General features: G+C 65.7%; 21 protein-coding genes. 14 read left to right on the plus strand and 7 right to left on the minus strand.

Translation table 11 applies throughout. The annotated features are described in order from the left end of the window. Positions 1-30: 30 nt before the first annotated feature. From phnE to D9V34_RS00690, 4 genes are read right to left on the minus strand one after another with little or no spacing between them, the layout of a single operon-like run. Positions 31-915: a phosphonate ABC transporter, permease protein PhnE gene (gene phnE / locus D9V34_RS00675; protein ID WP_245991791.1), complete on the minus strand. Its 885-nt coding sequence runs from the start codon at positions 913-915 to the stop codon at positions 31-33. Continuing rightward, positions 912-1,670, minus strand: a complete 759-nt coding sequence (locus D9V34_RS00680; protein ID WP_245991793.1) for a phosphonate ABC transporter ATP-binding protein — start codon at positions 1,668-1,670, stop codon at positions 912-914. Before D9V34_RS00680 ends, phnE begins: the two co-directional genes overlap by 4 nt. A gap of 4 nt (positions 1,671-1,674) precedes the next feature. After that, positions 1,675-2,574, minus strand: a complete 900-nt coding sequence (locus D9V34_RS00685) for a phosphate/phosphite/phosphonate ABC transporter substrate-binding protein (protein ID WP_121687035.1) — start codon at positions 2,572-2,574, stop codon at positions 1,675-1,677. Then, a complete protein-coding gene (locus tag D9V34_RS00690; RefSeq protein WP_121687036.1) occupies positions 2,571-3,731 on the minus strand; it encodes a TIGR03364 family FAD-dependent oxidoreductase in 1,161 nt (386 codons plus the stop codon). Before D9V34_RS00690 ends, D9V34_RS00685 begins: the two co-directional genes overlap by 4 nt. Before the next feature lie 164 nt (positions 3,732-3,895). Between D9V34_RS00690 and D9V34_RS00695 the strand changes: the two genes are divergently transcribed. From D9V34_RS00695 to D9V34_RS00705, 3 genes are all read left to right on the plus strand, one after another. Next, positions 3,896-4,696, plus strand: coding sequence for a GntR family transcriptional regulator (locus D9V34_RS00695; protein WP_121687037.1), 801 nt, complete (start codon positions 3,896-3,898; stop codon positions 4,694-4,696). Next, on the plus strand, positions 4,674-5,390 hold the full coding sequence (locus tag D9V34_RS00700; protein WP_121687038.1) for a phosphonatase-like hydrolase: 717 nt from the start codon (positions 4,674-4,676) through the stop codon (positions 5,388-5,390). Before D9V34_RS00695 ends, D9V34_RS00700 begins: the two co-directional genes overlap by 23 nt. 112 nt (positions 5,391-5,502) lie before the next feature. Beyond that, positions 5,503-6,279, plus strand: a complete 777-nt coding sequence (locus D9V34_RS00705; protein WP_147441569.1) for an HAD family hydrolase — start codon at positions 5,503-5,505, stop codon at positions 6,277-6,279. On the opposite strand, the gene D9V34_RS00710 is transcribed toward D9V34_RS00705, so the two are convergent. From D9V34_RS00710 to D9V34_RS00720, 3 genes are all read right to left on the minus strand, one after another. Then, a complete protein-coding gene (locus tag D9V34_RS00710) occupies positions 6,224-6,760 on the minus strand; it encodes a GNAT family N-acetyltransferase (RefSeq protein ID WP_121687040.1) in 537 nt (178 codons plus the stop codon). The genes D9V34_RS00705 and D9V34_RS00710 overlap by 56 nt on opposite strands. Next, entirely contained in the window at positions 6,757-7,785 is a 1,029-nt protein-coding gene (locus D9V34_RS00715; RefSeq protein WP_121687041.1) for an LLM class flavin-dependent oxidoreductase, read from the minus strand. Before D9V34_RS00715 ends, D9V34_RS00710 begins: the two co-directional genes overlap by 4 nt. Before the next feature lie 110 nt (positions 7,786-7,895). Beyond that, positions 7,896-8,408: a YflT domain-containing protein gene (locus D9V34_RS00720; protein ID WP_245991795.1), complete on the minus strand. Its 513-nt coding sequence runs from the start codon at positions 8,406-8,408 to the stop codon at positions 7,896-7,898. 140 nt (positions 8,409-8,548) lie between these two features. On the opposite strand from D9V34_RS00720, the gene D9V34_RS00725 reads away from it, so the two are divergent. From D9V34_RS00725 to D9V34_RS00775, 11 genes are all read left to right on the plus strand, one after another. After that, on the plus strand, positions 8,549-9,862 hold the full coding sequence (locus tag D9V34_RS00725) for a magnesium transporter MgtE N-terminal domain-containing protein (protein WP_121687042.1): 1,314 nt from the start codon (positions 8,549-8,551) through the stop codon (positions 9,860-9,862). Continuing rightward, on the plus strand, positions 9,862-10,398 hold the full coding sequence (locus tag D9V34_RS00730; protein ID WP_121687043.1) for a DUF1003 domain-containing protein: 537 nt from the start codon (positions 9,862-9,864) through the stop codon (positions 10,396-10,398). Before D9V34_RS00725 ends, D9V34_RS00730 begins: the two co-directional genes overlap by 1 nt. A 5-nt stretch (positions 10,399-10,403) precedes the next feature. Further along, positions 10,404-11,588, plus strand: coding sequence for a P-loop NTPase (locus D9V34_RS00735; protein WP_121687303.1), 1,185 nt, complete (start codon positions 10,404-10,406; stop codon positions 11,586-11,588). Positions 11,589-11,698: 110 nt separating this feature from the next. After that, positions 11,699-14,521 (plus strand): hypothetical protein, encoded by a 2,823-nt coding sequence (locus tag D9V34_RS00740; RefSeq protein ID WP_121687044.1) that lies wholly within the window; start codon positions 11,699-11,701, stop codon positions 14,519-14,521. A gap of 76 nt (positions 14,522-14,597) precedes the next feature. Next, on the plus strand, positions 14,598-15,161 hold the full coding sequence (locus D9V34_RS00745) for a hypothetical protein (RefSeq protein WP_121687045.1): 564 nt from the start codon (positions 14,598-14,600) through the stop codon (positions 15,159-15,161). Beyond that, entirely contained in the window at positions 15,151-15,471 is a 321-nt protein-coding gene (locus D9V34_RS00750; protein ID WP_121687046.1) for a hypothetical protein, read from the plus strand. Before D9V34_RS00745 ends, D9V34_RS00750 begins: the two co-directional genes overlap by 11 nt. Next, entirely contained in the window at positions 15,468-17,006 is a 1,539-nt protein-coding gene (locus D9V34_RS00755) for a DNA/RNA non-specific endonuclease (protein WP_121687047.1), read from the plus strand. Before D9V34_RS00750 ends, D9V34_RS00755 begins: the two co-directional genes overlap by 4 nt. Next, on the plus strand, positions 16,990-17,490 hold the full coding sequence (locus D9V34_RS00760) for a hypothetical protein (protein ID WP_147441570.1): 501 nt from the start codon (positions 16,990-16,992) through the stop codon (positions 17,488-17,490). The genes D9V34_RS00755 and D9V34_RS00760 overlap by 17 nt, the downstream gene beginning before the upstream one ends. A gap of 78 nt (positions 17,491-17,568) precedes the next feature. Then, positions 17,569-18,078 carry a hypothetical protein gene (locus tag D9V34_RS00765; protein ID WP_121687049.1) on the plus strand — a complete coding sequence of 170 codons (510 nt, stop codon included), beginning with the start codon at positions 17,569-17,571 and terminating at the stop codon, positions 18,076-18,078. Between the two features lie 106 nt (positions 18,079-18,184). Continuing rightward, on the plus strand, positions 18,185-18,679 hold the full coding sequence (locus D9V34_RS00770) for a hypothetical protein (RefSeq protein WP_121687050.1): 495 nt from the start codon (positions 18,185-18,187) through the stop codon (positions 18,677-18,679). Positions 18,680-18,716: 37 nt separating this feature from the next. After that, complete coding sequence (locus D9V34_RS00775; RefSeq protein ID WP_121687051.1) at positions 18,717-19,190, plus strand: hypothetical protein; 474 nt, start codon at positions 18,717-18,719, stop codon at positions 19,188-19,190. Positions 19,191-19,223: the final 33 nt, after the last annotated feature.

Consider the following 19,223-nt stretch of genomic DNA (forward strand, 5'->3'; position numbering starts at 1 on the left):
GGGATTTCGAAAGCAGGGTGCGAAGCCCGCTTAGGCGAGCCGACGGCGGATCCAGGCCGAGGCCAGGTCCACCAGGATGATCAGCACCAGCACGATGATCAGATAGGTGAGCATCGTGTCGAACTGGAAGGTTTTGATCGACTTGTTGATCAACAGCCCGATGCCGCCGGCCCCGACGAGCCCCAGCACCAGGGAGGAGCGCACGTTGACGTCGAAGCGGTACAGCAGCAGGCCGGTGAGCTGCGGCATCACCCCGGGCACGGTGGCGTTGGCAACAATCTGAAAGCGGCCGGCCCCGGCGGTCCGCAGGGCCTGTTCGGGGCCGGGATCCACATCCTCCATCGCCTCGGACCAGAGCTTGCCCATGACGCCGGTGTTATGACAGATCAGCGCGAGCACCCCGGCGAAGGGGCCCAGCCCCACCGCGGTCACAAAGATCAGTGCAAATACGATGTCGGGGACGGCCCGGAAAAACGAGAGGATCGCCCGGGATACCTGATACACCACGGGATGCGGCGAGGTGGTGCGTGCACCCAGCACCGCGAGCAACAGGGCGAACGGGATCGAAAGTGTGGTGCCCAGCAGGCCGATCCACAGCGTGGTGAGGGCCCCGGAAATCCCGGCACCGATCACCGCTGGGCTGAGGTTCGGCGGAAACGCCTCGCCCAGGAACTTGGCCATTCCCTGCGCCCCACTCGCCAGGGCCTCGGGGCGAAAGTCGGTGGCCTGAAACGCCAGGAGGTGCAGGATCACCAGCACGATCACAATGACGCTCCAGGATCCGGCCCGCCAGGGTGCACGCGGATTCGGGGGCACCGGGCGGCGCTCGATCCCACCGGGCGTGGATGGTGCCGGCGTGCGAGGTGAACGGTTCATGGCTGTCTGCTCCTTGGGCGGCGTAAAGGTAGGGCTCATCGGTACAGTTCCTCAATCTGGGTGTCGCTCACCCGGTCTGTGGGCAGATCAAAGCACAACCTCCCGTCGCGGAGGCCAATAATCCGGTGGGCAAATCTGCGGGCCAGATCGGGCTGATGCAGCACCGCAGCGACCCCGAGGCCCTCCTCAACCGCGAGGTTCTGCAGCAGGGCGAGAACATCCTCGGCGGCGTGGGGATCCAGGGCCGAAACCGGCTCGTCGGCGAGGATCAGTCGTGGCCGCTGGCACAGAGCTCGGGCGATCGCGACCCGCTGTTGCTGTCCGCCCGAGAGTTTTCCGGCGCGATCATGTGCGCGATCGGCGAGTCCCACCCGCTCCAGGCAGGCCATCGCCTCCTCGCGCAGCGCCCGCCCAAACAGCGGCGGAATCGAGCGCCACCAGGCAATCCGGGAAAATCCGCCGGCGCAAACGTTGTCGAGGACCGAGCGCCGGCCCACCAGGTGGATTTTCTGAAACACCGTCGCGGCGGTTCGCCGGGCTTCGGCCCGGCGCCGAGCGCTGGCCTGGTTGAGTGTGATCCCGGCGATGGTGATATCGCCGGCATCGGCCTCGATCAGGCCGTTGACGGCGCTCAGGGTGGTGGACTTGCCCGAGCCATTGGCACCGAGAAACGCCACCAGTTCCCCGGCGGAGATGTTCAGGCTCAGCTCGCGCAGTACCTCGCGGTCGCCAAACCGTTTGGACAGTGCCCGCACGTCCAACAGCACGGCGGGGCCGGTTGCCGACATCGTCATCGGGCTAGAGGTCCTTCTCGGTCAGGCCCATGATCCGGGCCAGGTCAAACATCGGCTGATAGGTGTCCACGCTCACCGGGATCAGCGGCCCCGGCGGGTGGATGTCCAAAAACGCGCTCACCCGTTTCACGTCTTCCGGGGCGAGATTCAGCAGCGCTTCTCGCACGGCCTCGCGGAATTCCGCCGGCAGGTTTTCGCGCACGGTAATCGGGTCGTTGGGGATGTCCTTGGACGTCCATACCTGGCGGAATTTTGAGCGATCGAACGTGCCGGCGGCGGTTGCGGTTTCCAGGGTTTGCGAGTTGATCTGGGCCGCATCCACCGATCCATTGATCAGTGCCAGCATCGCCTCGGGGTGTCCGCCGGCATAGTCAGCGGTCACCTTGTCGGCGATGCCCGCCTCGGTCAACGCGGACATTGGCAGGGCGTCCCCCGAGGTCGAGCCGGGGCTGCCCAGGGCGAGCGTGTGCCCGGCCAGGTCTTCAAGTGTCCGAATCGGTGAGTCGTTGGGCACCCAGATCCCGCCGGTGTAGGTGGTCGGGTTACCCTCGGCATCTCCAAACGAGACCAGCGGGATCGCGCCCGCGCGCTGGTTGGCAAACACAAATCCCAGGGAACCAAACTGGGCGATTTCCAGCTTGTCACTCTCCATCGCCAGGACTTCGGCGGCATAGTCCTCGGTGATATTGACCTCAACCGGGCAGTCCAGCTGAGCCGAAAGTGCCTGAGCCAGGTGCTGATAAGCGGGTTCGAGTTTGTCCGGATCCTCATAGGGCAGGATGCCCATCCGGATTTTGCCGCCCGGACAGGTCGCCGATTCGGGGGCGGACTCGGATGCGCCGGCGCATCCGGACAGGCTCAGCGCCAGGGCGGTGGTGAGCAGAAGGACTGCGGGTCGGTTCATGATTCTCCTCGGTGGGTGGTCGGGGGAAGGGACTCGGTCAGCGCGTGGATGGTGCGGCTGCCCAGGGCTGGGCCCAGGGTCATGCCGATTCCGGTGCCCAGGGTGAGCACACTCACACCGGGCAGCGGCCGGGCATCCACGATGTCGTGGGTGGGGCTGTGGGCGTAGATGCCCTGCCAGCGTTCGACAACCTCGGGTGGACCGGCACCGAGGATCGCGGTGATCTCCTCGAGGATGATGCGGGACCAGCGCTCATCCAAAAACGGTGGCGTGGCGGAATCCACCCGGTGGGTATCTCCGATCAGGAGGGAGCCGTCGGTGTGGCGGGTCAGCATCACATTGGCGTCGATTTCGCGGAGGTCGGGACGCGACTGGTCAAGGTGAACCCGCAGTCGAGCGGCCGCGGGCCCGGCAAAGGCCGAGTAGCGCAGCATCGAGGTTCCGGTCAACACCGCCGGACCGGGACCGCAGATGTGCGGGGTACGGATCCGCAGCATCTGGAGCGCACACTCGCCGAGCCCGTGCAGCGCCGCGATCTCGGGGAAGAGCTCGCCCAGGCGGTGTCCGGTGGTCACGATGATGTGGTCTGCACTCAGCGGGCCCTGCGAGGTGGCCACGGTGCCGGTGCTCACGTCGTGGACGCTCACGCCCCAGCGCACCTCGCCGTTCGGGTGCGCGTGCACCCATCCGGCGAGCGCACCCACGGCCTCGCGGGGATTAACCGTCAGATCCCCCGGGACCAGTAGCCCGGCGCTCTCGGGGTCGATGGCCGGCCGGCCGAGCAGGTGTGCGGCCGCGGCGGCATCCACCGATCGCGCGTTCACAAACCGCTCGGTGGCGCACACTTCGGACAGTACCGCGCGCTCGACCTCGTCTCGGGCCAGCACCAGCGTGCCCGTGTGATGCAGGGGGATCCCCGCCCGCCTGGCCAGCTCGATCCAGCGTGGACGAGCCTGGTCGGCCAGCTCCGCCAGCGCTCCCCCGTGTGCGCCGAATCCGAGGTGACCGAAGTTGCGAATGCTGGCGCCGACCGCGCGGGAATCCCGATCCAGCACCGTGACCAGATAGCCGGCATCCAGCGCGGCTACCGCGTGAGAAAGCCCGATAATGCCGGCACCCACGATGATGATGTGCGGTGGGGTTGGATGTGTTGTCATGCTCCGAGCCTGCGGGCGACGCAGAAGTCATCACAACTTTTTTTGGGTCAATTCCGCCGGAGTTCACCCAAAAAACGGGGGCGTCTCCGCCCGTCTATCCAAAGTTCATCAACATAAAGTCGCGTGGATATCAATCCTGTCATGACAACTTCTAGACTGGTTTTATGACCCAAACACTACCGATCCACACCCGGCTCTATGACTCGATGATCCGGGATATTCGCTCGGGTGTCTGGAAGCAAGGTGAGCAGGTGCCCAGCGAAAAAACCCTGGCCGAGTCGTTCGGTACCTCGCGCGGTCCGGTGCGGCAGGCGCTCGCCGCGCTGCGGGCGGAGGGGATGATCGTGGGTGGACGCGGTACCCCGCCGCGGGTCAACCGCGTGGTCCCGCTGCAGTCTTTTGACACGTTTTTATCGTTCACCGAGTGGGCCCATGAACTCGGTTATGTTCCGGGTCACCGCATCATCGAGGCGATTCGACGACAGGCTTCGGCGGAGGTTGCCCGAGACCTGGAGATCGAACCGGATGAGCCCGTGATCGAGATCATCCGGCTGCGGCTGCTCGACGGTGCGCCGGCAATGATCGAACGCACCCTGCTCCCCTTCCACATCGGACGCCACCTGATCGGTGCCGAGCTGGATGGGGGCAGCATCTACCAGCAGCTTCGAACCCAGGGCATCATTCCCGTGCGCGCCCGACACGTGATCGATGCGGTGGCCGCCCACGCCCTCGATGCCGAGTGGCTGCGCATCCCCGAGGGGGCACCGCTGCTGCGGGTGCGGCGGGTCTCGCGGGATCAGCGTGGAGCCGTGGTTGAGTGCGCCGATGACCGCTACCTGCCCAGCATGTCCACCTTTGTGATCGAAAACTCGGCCACCCATCGCATCCCGCTCTCACGTGAGCGGGTGCAGCAGCCCCATCCCCTCAACACCCCGGAGACTCATGATTCAGCTCGCAGTATTTGATATGGCCGGTACCACGATCGACGATGGCGGCGCGGTGTATCGCGCGCTCGCCGAGGCGGTGCGCGAGACCGGTGCCACGGTGGCCCCGAGTGACCTCCAGGCGTGGATGGGCACCGAGAAGCATGCGGCGCTGTCGGCGCTGATCATCCTCGGCGGCGGCACCGCGACCCCGGAACTGATCGACGCCGCCTACAGCCGGTTCGCCACAATCCTGGCCGAGAACTACGCGGCTCGGCCCCCGAAACCGCTGCCGGGGATTCCCGAGACCCTGACCGCGCTGCGGGCGGCGGGGATTCAAGTCGCGTTGACCACCGGGTTTACCCGCGCGGTGGCGACCGGGATCCTGGACGGGTTGGGCTGGCGAATCGGCGCACCAACCGCGGACAACACGGTCAGCATCGACGCGCTGGTGTGTGGCGATGAGGTGGCTGCGGGCCGCCCGGCACCCTATCTGATCCACCGGGCAATGGAGCGCACCGGCGTCGTGGATGTGGCCCGGGTCCTCACCGCCGGGGACACGGTGGTGGATGTTCAGTCGGGGATCAACGCCGGAGTCGCCCGTACGGTGGGGGTTCTCACCGGGGAGCTCACCGCGCAAGACTTCGCCGACGCCGGTTTTTCCCGGGACTCTCACCAGCGGGTGAGTATCCTCGCGTCGGTAACCGAGATTCCCGCCCATATGAACGACAAATGAATCCCGGCGGGTTGCGCAAAAAGACGAGATGAGCGAGCCTAGAGTCACGGTAAGTGCCACAACCTGATCGGGTATCGGCCGCGGCGGATATCCCCCAGTGCTGGGAGACCTCATGATTCAGCTCGCGGTTTTTGACTTCTCGGGTACCACCATTGACGACGGCCAGGCCGTCTATCGCGCGCTGGAAGACGCCGTGCGCGAGTGCGGGGTGGGCGTGGATCCCCACGATTTGCTGGCCTGGATGAGCGCCGATAAACATACGGCCCTGGCCGCGCTGATCGAACTCGGCGGCGGGAGCGTCACCGCCTCGGTGGTTGCCCACGCATACGCTCGTTATCTGACGCTGAGAGACAGTTATTCCCTCAGCCTCACACCGCGACCGCTCCCCGGGGCCGCGGCCACGCTCCGTACCCTGCGTGCGGCGGGGATCCGGATCGTACTCACCACGGCCCTTGCCCGTCCGGTAGCCACGGCAATTCTCGCCCGATTGGGCTGGCGAGTGGGCGCTCCCGGGGAGGATAACGCGGTCACCATCGACGCGCTGGTGTGTGGCGAGGAGGTGTCCCAGCTCTCCCCCGCCCCCTACCTGATTCACCGGGCGATGGAGCGGACCGGAGTTCTTGACGCCGCCCGAGTCCTGAGCGCGGGTGATTCGGTGGCCGATGTGCAGGCGGGTCTCTATGCCGGGGCCGCCCACGCGGTGGGAATCCTCGGTGGCGAGCATACCGCGGCCGATTTTCGAGAAGCCGGGTTGTGCACGTCCGCGGATTCCCGGGTGCGGGTTCTCGACGCGATCACCGCGATTCCCGAGCTGTTGGGGCTAAGCGCCGACGCTAGCTGGCCAGCCGCTGCGAACCGGCCGCGTCGACCAGTGGATACACGTAGGTAAACAGGTCGAGGACCTTCCGCCCGCCAATCCACAGTCCGTCTCGCTCGGGGACGCGGATAAAGCCCAGGTGTTCGTAGAGGCCGTGGGCCCCGGTCATGCCCGGCCCGGTCTTGAGGAACACCCCGTGCCAGCCCAGGCCACGGGCGTTGTTGATGACGTGTTGCATCAGGGCGGCAGCGATCCCGCGCCGGCGCGCCTCGGGGGCGACGCCCAACAGGCGCAGATCCAGCTCGTCCGCACGAACATCCTCGTGCAGCGGAGGGACCCCGATCCGACGCGTGGTGACACTGCCCACCAGGGCACCCGTGGCGTCCTCGGCCACCCACACGTCGTAGTTTTGTGCACGGGTCGAGGCGAACTGCATCGCATCGGTGGCGTGGCCCTTCTCCCCATAGTCGTGGGTGTAGGCGGCACGGATCAGGGTGTCGATCGCCTCAAACTCGTCCGGGCGAGCCAGCCGGATCAGCACGTCCCCGCTCATGCGGCACCGCCCGGAGTCCAGCCGAGGGCCGGGCCGATTTCCGTGGCAACCTGCTCCAGAATGTGCTTCCACTCATCCAGGCCAAACTCGAACGGCAGCTCGACCAGGTAGTCATCCGCCGCGGCGAATCCCGGATCCTGGGCAATGCTGTCTACAATTTCCGCGGTGGAACCCAGGATGTCCGGGGCGATGATCGTGCGCGGTCCGTGGACCTCACGAGTGCGCGGGGTACGCCGCTCCACATAGTCGCGGTAGAGCTCCCGCTGCGCCGGCGTTGCCCCCTCGGTGGGAACCACAACCCGGGCCAGCACGGCGTTGGAGGTCTCGGGGGTGGGGTGGGCGGCGCGGTACGCGGCCACCTGCGCCTGCTGCACCAGGCCGAAGTCGCGCACGCCGTTTTCGGTGCTGCTGATGTTGCTCATCAGCCAGCCCAGGCCCGCTCGCCCTGCCCACTCGGCCGAGCGCAGCGAACCGCCGCCGTACCAGATACGGTTCGCGAGTCCCGGGCTGTGTGGTTCCACCCGTTCGGTGTCGAGGTCGCCGCCGATACCGTTGTACTCCTCGATTTCGCGCACCCGTGCGCCGCCGATCAGGTCGTGCAGACGCTGAACTCGACCGTAGCCAAAGTCCTCGGTGCGCCACCCCGAATCGAACACGATGTCGTTGACCTCATCGGAGAACTTCGGTGCCCCCACACTGACCCCGGCGAGCACCCGTCCCCCCGAAAGCAGGTCGGCGGTGCCCAGGTCCTCGGCCAGACGGAATGGGTTTTCGTGGCCCACCGGGATCACCGCGGTGCCGAGTCCAATCCGGGAGGTGTGCTGGGCGAGCGCGCCAAACAGCACCGCGGGGGAACCCAGCCCGCGCTGCAGGTGCCGTGATCGCAGCCAGCCGCTATCCAGGCCCAGGGACTCGGCAAAGCGGAACAGCTCGATGGTGTCGGCCAAACCCCGAGCGGGATCGGCCGGATCGATCGGCACGAGGTGCACAAACCCCAGCTTTTTGGGGGTGAGGGTCGAGGTCACGGGGTCTCCTTTTGGTGCGAGTAGTCACACCCTAATCCCCCGGGCTGATCAAACCGAACAGGCTTGTTATGTACGGTCATCCGAGGTCATCGGACGCCCCGAACGAGTAGCTAGCCCGCGGTGCCGGTGCCGCCGTTTTCCAGCGCGGCACTCAGCAGCTTGCGGGCACGGCCCACCATCTCGGCGGGCACCACCAGGGAGTACGAAGCCGCCACGATCTGCATGACCGAGGTGAAGTCCTTGCGCCGGCGGCGGGCGGAGAAGGTGAAGAGGGAGAACAGCATGCCAAAGCCGGCGCCGAGGAACACGGCGGCCGCGACGATCCCGAGGTTCAGGGTGGGGTTCATGATGACCAGGATCAGGCCCAGGAAGATACCCATCCAACCACCGCTCAGCGCGCCGGAGCCGGCGGCGCGACCATAGGTCATCTTGCCGGTGACCCGCTCGACGCTGCGCAGATCCGAACCCACGATGGCCACGGCACGCACCGGGAAGTCGCTCTGACCCAGCACCGCGACGGCCTTCTGGGCGTCCTGATAGCTCTCAAAGATCGCCACCGTCTCCCCATCGGGAAGCTGGGCGTCAAACGGGTTGCGGCCACGGCCGGTCTGCGGAATACTCACGCTCTCATTCTCGCATTCCCATGCCGGGAAGAGCCGATAATCCCCTCATTTTCGCCCACAGCGCATCGGGCCGCGGAACGAATGTGCGCAGGGAGCTGCGCCGGGTAGGTTCCATCCAAAACCCCGACTACATTAGAGAGGTGAGTACAACACGAGTCTTTGTCGCCCGACTTGCTGGGTGCACCGTATTTGACCCCGCGGGTGACCGCGTGGGCAAGGTGCGTGACGTTCTTGTGGTGTACCGAAAAAACGACCCGCCCCGCGTGGTGGGACTGGTGGTGGAGATTCCCGGAAAGCGTCGGGTCTTTGTCTCGATCGGCCGAGTCACCTCGATCTCCGCCGGCCAGGTCATCACGACCGGCCTGATCAACGTGCGCCGCTTCCAGCAGCGCGGCGGCGAGGTGCGCGTGATCGCCGAGATGCTGGGCCGCAAGGTCATCTTCCACGACGGTTCCGGCGAGGCCACCATCGAGGACGTGGCCATCGAATCCCAGGGGCCCGGCGACTGGTCGGTGAACCAGTACTTTGTGCGCCGCCCCAAGACCTCCTCGTCCCCCTTCGCCCGCGGCGTCACCACGTTTGCCAGCTGGCGGGAAATCCGCGAGAAGGATGATGACGGCGAGGCCCAGTCGGCCGAGCGCCTGATCGCCACCTACACCGATCTCAAGCCCGCCGACCTGGCCAACACGATGCTCGACCTCCCCGGCGAGCGCCTGCTCGAGGTGGCCGGGGAACTCTCCGACGACCGCCTGGCGGATGCCCTCGAGGAGATGCCCGAGACCAGCCAGATCCAGATTCTGGCGAGCCTGAGCGATAAGCGTGCCGCCGATGTGCTGGACCACATGCAGCCCGATGACGCGGCCGACCTGATCGGTCAGATGTCCGAGGAGCGCGGTGAGCAGCTGCTGGACCTGATGGAACCCGAGGAGGCCGAGGACGTTCGTCTGCTGCTGACCTTCGCCCCGGATACCGCGGGTGGTTTGATGACCACCGAGCCGATCATCCTCTCCGCCGACTCCACCGTGGCCGAGGCGCTGGCCCTGGTGCGCAAGGCAGAGTTGGCCCCGGCGCTGGGTGCCGCCGTGTGCATCACCCTGCCCCCGTATGAGCCGCCGACCGGACGCTACCTGGGCCTGGTGCACTTCCAGAAGATGCTGCGCTATCCCCCGCATGAGCGCCTGGGCACGATCATGGATCAGAGCCTGGAACCGTTGACCACCGATACCTCGGCGGCTCGGGTCGCGCGCACCCTGGCCAGCTACGACCTGGTGTCCGTTCCCGTGGTGGACGATAATCACCGCCTGGTGGGCATGGTCACGATCGACGACGTGCTCGACTTCCTGCTGCCGGATGACTGGCGTACCCAGGAATCCGATATCCCCCTGCGCCGAAGTACCTCGCGCTTTCATCACACCGCACGCAACCCCAATGGCACACCTCGGGAGGGACGATAATGGCGAAGCAGCGACGTACCGATGCGGGCCTGGACGCCCCCAAGGGCCTGCGCGGCGCGGTCCTGGCATCCCGCGATAAAAACAGCAGCGACCGCTTTGGCCGCTTCACCGAGTGGGTGGCCCGGGCGATGGGAACCCCCGGGTTCCTGGTGGGCCTGACCCTGTTCTGTGTGGCGTGGATCGCCTACAACTCCTGGGGCCCGGAAAACATTCGTTTCGACTCGGCGGCGTTCGGTTTCACCGCGCTGACCCTGATCCTCTCCCTCCAGGCCTCCTATGCGGCACCGCTGATTCTGCTCGCGCAGAACCGTCAGGATGACCGCGACCGCGTGCAGATCGAGCAGGACCGTCAGCGTGCCGAGCGTAACCTCGCCGACACCGAATACCTGGCCCGCGAGGTGGTCGCGCTGCGCCTGGCGATGAAGGATCTGGCCTCCAAGGACTTCATCCGTCACGAACTGCGTGCGCTGCTGGAGGAGCTGGAGCGCGACCGTGAACCCGCGGCCTCCCCCGCGGAGGAGGAGCCGCGACAGTGAGCGACATGCCCGCAGACACCGGTTCCCAGAACGGCGGCTCGGCGGCAGAACCGAGTCGGCATGAGCGGCTCTGGGGCGCGCTCGGCACGGTCCAGGATCCCGAGATTCGTCGTCCGATCACCGAACTCGACATGGTGGAATCCGCCGATGTGGATGCCGAGGGTATCGCCCACATCCACATTCTGCTGACCATCGTGGGTTGCCCGGCGGCCAACGCGATCGAGGCGGCCGTGCGTGCGGCCGCGACCTCGCTGGCCGAGGTCACCGCGGTGGACCTGCACGTCGGTGTGATGACCCCGGTCCAGCGTGAGGCGCTGACCACCCGACTGCGCGGCGATCGTGGCGAACGCGAGATGCCGTTTGGCCCGGGCACGCTGACCCGCGTGTTTGCGGTCACCAGCGGGAAGGGCGGCGTGGGCAAGTCCACGATCACCGCAAACCTCGCGGCGGCCTTTGCCGCGCGCGGGCTGCGGGTGGGCATCGTGGATGCCGACGTGCACGGGTTCTCGATCCCGGGTCTGCTGGGCATTGGCGAGAACGCCGAGGCACCGGTCAAGCCGACCCGACTGGACAACATGATTCTGCCGCCGGTGGCGCACGGCATCAAGCTGATCTCGATCGGCATGTTCCTGGATGATCCCCGGGCAGCCGTCGCCTGGCGCGGACCAATGCTGCACCGCACCATCACCCAGTTCCTCACCGATGTCTACTTTGGCGACCTCGACGTGCTGCTGCTGGATCTGCCCCCGGGCACCGGCGATATCGCGATCTCGATCGGGCAGTTGCTGCCCAATGCCGAGGTGGTCGTGGTCACGACCCCGCAGCTGGCCGCCGCCGAGGTGGCCGAGCGCTCGGGCACCCTGGCCGTGCAGACCGGGCAGCGCATCGCCGGCGTGATCGAGAACATGGCCGGGCTCGTGCAGCCCGATGGGACGGTGCTGGATCTGTTTGGCAGCGGTGGCGGCGATCTGGTGGCCGAGCGGCTCTCGACCGTGGCCCAGCGCCCGGTTCCGGTGCTCGCCTCCGTCCCGCTGAGCGTCGAACTGCGCACCGGCGGCGATGCCGGCACTCCGGTGGTGCTGTCGGATCCCGAGAACGCGGCAAGCGTCGCGATCCTGAAGGCCGCCGACACCCTACTGACCGGCGGACGCAGCCTGGCCGGCGTGAAGCTGGGCCTCAGCCCGCGCTAGGCGCGGCACGTCGCGCCCGTCAATCTGCGCCGGGATCTTCCCTCGCCCGGCCTCGTGCCCGTATCGTGGTCTCGTTACGGCTCGGTGTCGTGACGCTCTGGGAGGATCCAATGGTGGAATCGGCGCGGTTTGAGGCCCTGATCGAGGAGATCGATCGCACGCAGGTTGGTGTGGAGGAGCGCAACCTGATCGAGCAGGCGGTGCGCCTGGCCGAGGAGCTGGGTGCCGATGAGCTTGCCTACCGGGCGCGGGTTCGGCTCACGGCCTCGGCGTATATGACGCACGATATGGATGCGATGCTCGCCTCGTTCGCGTGGTGTGCGGGTCAGCATGCGGCCGATCCCCAGCGCTTCCCGGCGCTCCTCGGCGATAATCCCCATGCGCCCGGACTCAACCTGCTGCTCCAGTACAACTGGGCGGCCAAGGTGCTCACCTGGATTCCGGCCATCGCGCTGACCGAGGTGTACCGCTGCCTGGATGAGATGGCCGAACGGTATGCCCGCGCGGGCATGAGCCCCCGCACCGCGGTGTTTGCGCGTTTCCGGGTGGCCTATCACGTGGGAGACTTTGCCGCAGCCGAGACCCTGCGTCACGAACGCCACCGGTATCCGGTTGAGGCCGAAACCGGGTGCGCCAAGTGTCAGACCGCCGAGGAGGGCTACTTCCTGCACCTCGCCGGCGACCAGGCCGGGGCGGTTGCACTGCTTGAGGATTCGCTCACGGATCACACCTGCTCACTCGAGTATGAAAAGGCCCGAATCCTGCTCCCGCTGCTCCTCACCGGAGACGCCGAGCGGGCCCGCGCCATCCATCTGGAATCGATCCGCTCGCTCATGCGCTCCCCCGATCTGCTCGAGCTGCTGCCGTTTGAACTGGTGTTCTGCGCGGTCACCGGCAATGCCGAGCGTGGTCTCACGCTGCTGGAGCGTGCGCTGGAGACGATCGTCCCGGATCCGCTCAACCAGGATCAGCACTTCTCGCTGGCCGTCGCGATCGCCCTCCTGCTGGACACCCTGAGCGCAGAGGGACACGGTGCCGTCCGGGTCCGCGGTGCCCAGAATCCGGCCCTGGCAGTGCTCTGGGGTGCCGAACTGAGCGGCGAGGATACCCGGGCCGACGCGCTGGCCGCACGCCTCTGGGCGCGCGCGAAAGACATCGCCACGGTGTTTGATGCCCGCAATGGCAATGCGTTTTTTGCCCACCGGCTGGATCAGACCCGGGCGCTGCTCGGAGCAGACTTCCCGGCGCCGATCCGCACCACCGGACGTTATGAGCCCGTGCCATCGGCTCTACCCGCCGAGACCCAGACCCCCGAGCAGGCGCGGGCGGCGGCCGAATTCCTGGCGCTCACCGGTGGTCCCGACACCGCGGTGCCGGCGATCGAGCACGCCCTGGACATCACGCGGGACGAGCTGCCCGCGCGACTTTTCCTCACCTCGCTGCTGATCTCGATGCGGCGCGATCTGGGCCAGACCGACACCGCCGCCACCATCCTCGAGGCACGAATCGACGAGCTGCGCATCGCGGGCTTTATCGACCATGCCAAGAACGAGGAGCGGATGGGGATGCTCCAGTTCGGTGCGGCGAGCATCGAGGACATCGCGCTGCTGAGGTCGGAGGCCGAGGATCTGCGGGCCGTGGGAGCTCCGGCATCCGTCCTCGCGCACGTGCTCACCTCGCTCGCGCACGTGCTCGACCGTGAGGATCGTCTGGAGGAGGCCCGCACCCTCGCCGCCGAGGCCTATGCCCTGGCGACTCAGGATCCCATTCCCTATGCCTTCCATCCCTCGCTCGGCCTGCACCTGGCAATTTTGGAGCGCAGGCTGGGCCGGGATGATGAGGCTCTACAGCTCCTGGATGTGCTGCTCGCCGAGCCGGGCACGGGATTTGTCCGCGCCCATACACTCTTCCAGCGCGCAACCCTGCATGCCGAACGCGGCGAGACCGAGGCCGCGCTGCGCGATGGTGAGGCGTTCCTTACCCAGGTCAGCGGGGGCGCGGATCGCGGTATCGAGATCACCGCGCTGGACTTCACCGCCCAGATGCTCAGCACCCTCGACCGTGACGCCGAGGCCGCCGCTCGCACCGCCTACGCCATCGACCTGGCACGCCGGGCGGAGGATGACCGGTTGGTCTCGCTCCACCTGAGTCTCGGCCGCTATCAGAACTGGGCAGGGGCCGCGGAAACCGCGGTGGAAACCCTGGACACCGCCTACCGGATGACCGGTGAGGACGAGCCGCTGCTGGATGCCGAGATCCTGGTCACCTTGGGCGATGCGGCCGCGAATGCCGAGCAGTTCTCGCTCGCCTACGGGGCGTGGTCCCAGGTGATGGACATCGCCGATCATGTGGAAACCCCCGAGGCCGCCGCGGTGGGGACGCGGGCTGGATTATCCCTGGGTGCCCTGCTGATGCGGATGGAGGATGAGGAGGCGGTGGAGCGTCTTGAGCGTGCCGCCGGTTGGGCCCGCGCGCAGGATGACCTGGGCCCGATCCTGGAAACTCGGCACCGGCTGGGCCTTGCCCGTGCCCGGTTCGGCGATCCCGCCGGGGTTGCCGAGCTGGAGGACCTGCGGGCCGAAATCCCCGATGGCACCTGGCTCGCCGCCGACGTGACCGACTCGATTTCGCGCGCATTGACGGCGCTGGATCGTGCGGATGAGGCGCTCCCGTATGCCCGAGCAGCGGGGACCGCCTATGCGCTGGCCGAGGATCCCGGTGCCGCGGTGGCGAGCGGGGTGCACGAGGCACGCATTCTGGTGCGCCTGGATCGCGCGGAGGAGGCGCTGGAACGATACCGGACCCTCGGCGATTCGGTCCCGGCAGAGGCCCCCATGCATGCACAGGTCATTGAGGAGTGGGCCCAGCTTCTGGAATCGCTCAATCGGCATGCCGAGGCCCACGCGCTGCGCACCCGGGAGGCGGGCCGCTAGGTCCTCGCCACATTAAATACCGGCTTTCACCCCCGTTTAGGGTACGAATGTGCCATTTTAGTGTTACGTTCGTACCATGTTTGGGGGAACAGAATTTGATGATCCGCAGATCGCTGCGGACGTGCGCGGCGCGCAGGAGCGCGCCCAGAAGCATCAGCGCTATGCCCGGCTGATGGCTGAAATCCAGGGGGTCGGCCGCTCGACAGACGGCGAGATTACCGCGAGTGTGGACGGCTCGGGTGCTGTGCTCTCGCTGCGGCTGAGCGACCGGGGCACCGCGCGTGGCGGCCGCCGGGCCGCCGCGGACATCCTCGACACCATCGCCCGAGCGCGGGCAAACTTCCAGGATCAGGCGCTCGCGCAGGCTCGGGATCTGCTGGGCGAGGATGACCCGGCCTTTGGCATGCTGAGCTCGGAGATCGACGCGCAGCGCGCCGCCACCCATCCGGATTCCACATCAGCTGCGGGCGCTGGTCCGGGCTTCGGTCTCGGCCACCGTGAGACCGCGGGCCACCGGGACTCTGCTGTTTCGAATTCGGGTGGCGGTTCCCGGCGCGGACTCGGCGGGGTCACGGATTCCGACCCGCGTTCGCCGGGGTCCGGCTCCGGCTGGCAGGCTGGGGGCCGACGTGAGCGATAAGATCGCGCTGGATATGTCCATGCTGCGCGCTCACGCGTCCCGCATCGATCAGGTCGCCTCGGACGTGGGTGAAGCGGCAGCAGCCGCCCGCTCGATGAATGTCGCCGGCGGAGCGTTTGGGCTGATGTGCTCATTCCTGGTGCCGCCCGCACTGGTCGCGGTGACCTCGATGGAGCGGATGCTCTCCGCCTCCCAGCGTGCGATTGAGCATACGGCCACCCAGCTGCGTGAAATCGCGGATGAGGCCGAGCAGCGTGAGGAAGACAACATCGCCCTGATTCGCGAGTTGGAACGGGGTCTCCCCCGATGAGCAACGCGCTGATCGCCCAGGCACAGGACCAGACCACCCCGTTCTCGGGGCTGTGGCTGATCGAAGACGGGCAGGGGCTCTCGGAGGCCATCAAGAACGGGGATTGGATTTCCGGCGGCCTGAGCGCATTCGGCGCGATTGCCGATACCGCGGCGGCCATCCTCGACCCGATCGGCCAGCTCATCGGCATGGGCCTGGCCTGGGTGATCGACCACATCTCCCCGATCAAGGACTGGTTCAACGACCTCACCGGGAACGCCGCCGAGGTCTCCGCCTTCGCCGACACCTGGACGAATATCGCCGGGCGGATGCGTGACTCGGGCGATCTGATGCGCAAGCGTCTCTCCGATATGGACGGCATGTCCGGCATGACCGTGGACGCGTACCTGGCCTACGCCGAGGGCCTGTCCACGCACCTCGGTGCCTCGGGCGACTGGGCCGAGGCGATCGCGACGGGCATGCGCATTGCCTCGACCATCGTACAAACCGTGCACGATCTGGCGCGGGACGCGATCTCTCAGATCGTCGGCACCGCGGCGAGCGCCGCGATCACAACCGCCGCGACCCTGGGGCTGGGATCCCCGGTCGCGATTGCACAGGTCACCACCCGGGTTAGTTCGCTCTCGGGCAAGGTGGGCCACGCGGTGGACAAGCTCAAGACCGCGATCCGTGCCCTGCAGGATCTGGTACGCAAACTCCAGGAGCTGATGGAGAAGGCCGCCGGGGTCTTTGTAGGTGCGGTCACACGCTCCCCGCGTACCGCTCGGCAGACGGCCAACGTGGCCGACGAGGTGACCGATACCGCCAGAACCGCGAGCCGAAGCACCACGCCCGGCCACGGCAGTTTCGATCCCCCACCCACGTCAAACCGCGTGAAAATCGATACCGCCGACGGCCCCGGGCCCCGCACCACCTTCGGTGATCGCACCGATCTGGAACCCAACACGCACTACAGCGTCGAGGGCCGCGGCGAGTTCTATACGAACGAATCCGGCCGGGTTGTCCACGTCGAGGCCGAATACGGCACCCGCGGCAACATCAACTGGGACCTGCGCAACCCCCAGCCCGACGCAACCTACGTGGTGCACCCGGTAGTGACCAACCCACAACCCGGTGTCAACTACGCACACGTCTTCGAAACCGACGAACTCGCACGCACCAAAACGGCCTACACGGAAAATTTGGTTATGGGAAACGCCTATCGCTCTCCCTCTATTCAAGACAGAATTGGAGACCTCGGCGGCGATGGTTTCGAAGGCGGACACATCTTCGGAAAAGCATTCGGAGGAGGCCCCGAAGATGTCAATATGACCTCAATGATCGAGCATCTAAACCGTGGCCCCGGAAACACGTATGGGAATTTAGAGGGGCAATGGCGCAGGATGCTGGACACGGATCCGCCGCCAAAAATCGAAGTCAGGATTCGCAATCACTATTCCGCAGACTCGCTAGTCCCAGACCGATACACCGTCGAATACAAGATAGACAATAACGACATAACAACAAAGGAATTTGAAAATGTCAGCACAAAATGAATTCGGCCCGATGGCAGAGCAGATGGCTTTCGAAGAGGTAGCACGCGGACTCTTTGAGCTGCTCGAAGACGGGGACTCTCGAATCGAATACCGAACCTCTATGTTGCGAGACACCAGCGTGACGTGGGTTCGTCGTTTCAATCCGGCGGGTCCGTCAGAGGTAGCCGACGGACGTTACTATTCGGTGGCCGCCCCCTATGAAGTACGAGAATCCGCACGACGACTGCGTGCAGCCTGCTATCGAGAGGGAGGCGGTACATGGTTTAGCGCAAAGATCGTCGTTACCGCGGCTGGTTCCGCCCAAGCCGAATACAACTACGACCAGGAACCCGAGTGGGATGCACCCGTGGATTCGGTTCTCTACACCAATGACCAGGATCAGTATCCCCGTGACGAAACCGCCCAGCCCGCATGGCTCAGACAGCGAATCGCCGAGGGCCGGGCACAGATCATCGCCGAGAACAACAGAGCGCGGCGGCGCTAGCCGCTCACTCGCGTTGTTGCGAGCGGTTCAAGTCCCGTTAGAACCGCGAACCTCACATTTTGAAAGGTAGGAAGTTCCATGTTTGACCAGGCAAGCCTCGGACTACCCAGCGAGCAAGCTTCCTTTAACGCTCTAGGGCAGGCCCTGTATGTTCTCATACAGCCCGGCGACACCAGGATTGAATACGAAGTTAATTTGCTCCACGGAGTAGGTTTTGCCCGAACCCGGGTATTTACCCCCGCCGGCCAGAAAGAACATAAGGGCGAACGCTATGAGTCAATTACGACACCGTTCGCGGTACTGAAATCGGCGCAGGATCTAAGAGCGGCGTGTTACCGGGAGGGAAACGGCACCTGGTTCAGTGCCAAGATTGTCGTGACCGCGCAGGGATCGGCATCTGCGGAATACAACTACGACACCGAGCCTGAGGGTTTTCCGGGAGATGTTGTTACCGATCCCGCCGCCTACGTCGAAGACCAAGAGTTCTTCCCGCGCAACCTCTCGGCCCAGCCCGAGTGGCTGCGTCAGCGCCTCGCCGAGGGACAGGCAAGTATCGAAGCATCGGGCAATAAGCGTGAGAGGCGCTAGGCGAAGGATGGGTTCTCACCTGGGCACATTGCAGCAGGCTCCGATATTTACAGAAGGCCAGGTCCAGATGATCTTCGAGAACAACAGAACGCGGCGGCGATAGCAGATGAACGTTGAATTAGCGGACGAACACGTTGCGCTCACGAACCTCAACCGTCAACTAGCGCAACAGTTACGCCCGGGGGACACCCGAATCGAGCTCCTCACGAGTGTGCTACGAGGCGGCAGTCGAGCGCGCGTTCGCATCTACAACGCGAGCGGTAACCTGGTATCGCCGCCAAGCTCTGAGCGTTATTACTCCGGCGAATTTACGTGGGACTTAGGGATCGCGATCGACAAGCTGCGTGCCGCCTGCTATCGCGAGGGGGCCGGTACCTGGTTCAGCGCCACAATCACCGTGACGGAGCAGGGCACTACCAACGCGGAATACAACTACGACAACGAACCTGAATGGGATACCCCCATCGACCCCGCCGCCTACGTCGAAGACCAGGAGTTCTTCCCCCGCGACCTCTCCGCACAACCGCAATGGCTACGCCAACGCCTCGCCGAAGGCCAGGCACGCATCGACGCCTCCGGCAACAAACGGCGACGACGGTAGCCGAGATTAAGCACGGGATGGAAGATAGGCGAACTGCATGGACGAAAGCTCGGCCTTCAACGATCTAGGGCGCGCGCTCTACCGGCTTCTCTCTGCCGGAGACACTCGGGCCGAGTATTCCCTGAGTCTCATTCGTGGGACGGGGTACAGCGTCATCCGAGTATTCACCCCGAACGGAGAGTTTGAACGAGGTGGTGAGCGCTACGCCACCGTTAGCTCGTCCATTGATCTCGTTACCGCGGCCAGAAACCTGCGTGCCGCGTGCTATCGCGAGGGTGCCGGAACCTGGTTCAGCGCGGTGTTTACGGTGACAAGCCAGGGCACAGCCACCGCAGAATACAACTATGACGAGGAGCCCGACTGGGATGCTCCAATTGACGCAGCCATGTACGCCAACGATCAGGACAAATTTCCCCGCGACGAATCAGCCCAGCCCGACTGGCTCAAGCAGAAGATCGCCGAGGGCCGGGCACAGATCATCGCCCAGAAAAACCGTACCCGGCGACGCTAAGCACCCAGTTAGAATTCGCTGCGGGACACCGGC

This window comes from Mycetocola lacteus, from assembly GCF_003667575.1.
GTDB classification, from domain to species: Bacteria; Actinomycetota; Actinomycetes; order Actinomycetales; family Microbacteriaceae; genus Mycetocola; species Mycetocola lacteus.